Genomic DNA, 1,932 nt, shown 5'->3' on the forward strand with positions numbered 1-1,932 from the left:
CGAAGATGATCCCGCGCGAGGAGTTCACGAGCCCCACGTCGACCGGGAGGTCCGGCCGCGAGGCGAGCCCGTGTTCGACCGCGGCCTCCGCGTCGCCGCCCTGCGCGCCGACCCCAGGGACGAGGAACGGGATCTCGGGGACGATCTCGCGGACCGTCTCCAGCTCCTCGGGCGCGGTCGCGCCGACGACCAGCCCGACGTTGTCGTTCGCGTTCCACACGTCCGCGAGCGCGGCGACGCGCTCGTAGAGCGGCTCGCCGGAGGCGAGTTCGAGGTCCTGGAGGTCCGCGCCGCCCGCGTTCGAGGTGCGACAGAGCGCGAACACGCCCTTGTCCGCGCGGTCGAGGAACGGCTGGAGCGAGTCGCGGCCGAGGTACGGGTTCACCGTGATCCCGTCGACCCAGTCGAGCGCCTCGGCGTACCGCCGCGCGGTGTTGCCGATGTCGCCGCGCTTGGCGTCCAACAGGACGGGGACGCCCTTCCCCTCGGCGTACGCCGCGGTCTCGCGGAGCGCGCGCCAGCCGTCGGGGTCCTCGTAGAAGGCGGCGTTCGGCTTGTAGCAGGCGGCGTGTTCGTGGGTCGCGTCGATGATCCGGCGGTTGAACGCCCACCGCGGGAGGTCGGCGTCGACCACGTGTTCGGGGAGCCGGCTCGGGTCGGGGTCGAGCCCGACCGAGACGACGCTGTCGACCGCGCCGATCCGGTCCGCGAGCGTCTCGAAGAAGTCCATACGCGCCCTGCGTCGGCCGGTACACTAACGGTTTTGTTCCGCGAGCGACGCCCCCGCCCGCCTCAACAGGAGCAGTAGTACTCGCGGTCGACGAACTCCGTCTCGAACAGCTTCGCCGCCGGGCTCGGGTCGGAGGGACGGTACACGCCGGTCGTCAGGTCGCCCTCGCGCTCGAACGCGCCGGAGACGAGCCGCCGCCAGTCGGCGGCCGACAGCTGGTCCCAGAACGCGTCGTCGCCGGCGAGAAGCGAGAGGTAGTCGCGGAGGTATACCCACCGCGTCGGCTCGACGCCGTCGGACTCGTAGCTCGCGTCGGTGACCGCGGCGTACGCCGCCATCGGGAGGTTCGCGCCCGCGGCGACGGGCATCGAGATCCACTTCCACGGTCGGGTGTTGACGTCGAGCAGCAGGAACTCCTCGCGGGCGTCGTCGTAGACGAACTCCGCCTCGCTGATCCCGTGGTAGCCCGCGTCGTCGAGGACGGCGAGCGCGCGCTCCTCGATGGCCGGCTCGTCGGCCGTCTCGACGAGACAGGAGGTGCCGAAGTTCAGGGGGTACCGCACCGCGGCGTTGCCGACGACCGCGAGCGCGTCGTCGGCTCCCGAGGGGGGCACGTAGGAGGCCAGCGAGTGGTCCTTCCCGGTCGCGATATCGACGCGCTTCTGGGCCATTACCGCGATCCCCGCGTCGCTCGCGGCCGCGACGACGTCCTCGAACTCCTCGCGGTCAGCGACCTCGATCACGTTGGTACCGAACGCCTCCTCGAAGTCGCGCTTGAGTTCGGGCTTCACCACGAGCGGGAAGCCGAGTTCGGCCGCGGCCTCGTCGACGGTCGCGTCCGCCTCCCGCGTGCCGGCCGCGTCGGTCTCCGCGAGGCGGTACGTCTCGGGGTAGGGGACGCCGAGCGCCTCGCAGGTCGCGTACAGCTCCGACTTGTTCAACACGTCGTCGAGCGTGTCGCTGCCGGCGAACGGGAGCCGGACGTCGTCGGGGTCGGCCTCCGCGTACGACAGCGCCCACTCGTCCATACAGCCGAACGCGACCGCCTCGGTCCCAGCGGCGTCGACGATCGCCTCCACGTCCTCGCGGAACCCGTCGAGGTCGTCGAGCGGGTACGTCACCGCCCCGGCGAAGTCGACCGCGTCGGACGGCGGCGCGAGCCCGTCGTGGCTGACGGTGCCGGCCGCGCCTCCGTCGGCGTC

Annotated in this window: 2 protein-coding genes; both read right to left on the reverse strand. The window is 71.9% G+C overall.

Going from position 1 to position 1,932, the window contains the following annotated elements:
* A partial coding sequence (gene pyrF / locus BN903_RS02750) for an orotidine-5'-phosphate decarboxylase (protein ID WP_048076276.1) occupies positions 1–730 on the reverse strand: 730 nt, incomplete at its 3' end.
* A 62-nt stretch (positions 731–792) separates the two neighbouring features.
* The coding region (locus BN903_RS02755) for a carboxylate--amine ligase (RefSeq protein WP_048076461.1) at positions 793–1,932 on the reverse strand (1,140 nt) is incomplete at its 5' end.

This window comes from Halorubrum sp. AJ67 (assembly GCF_000513435.1).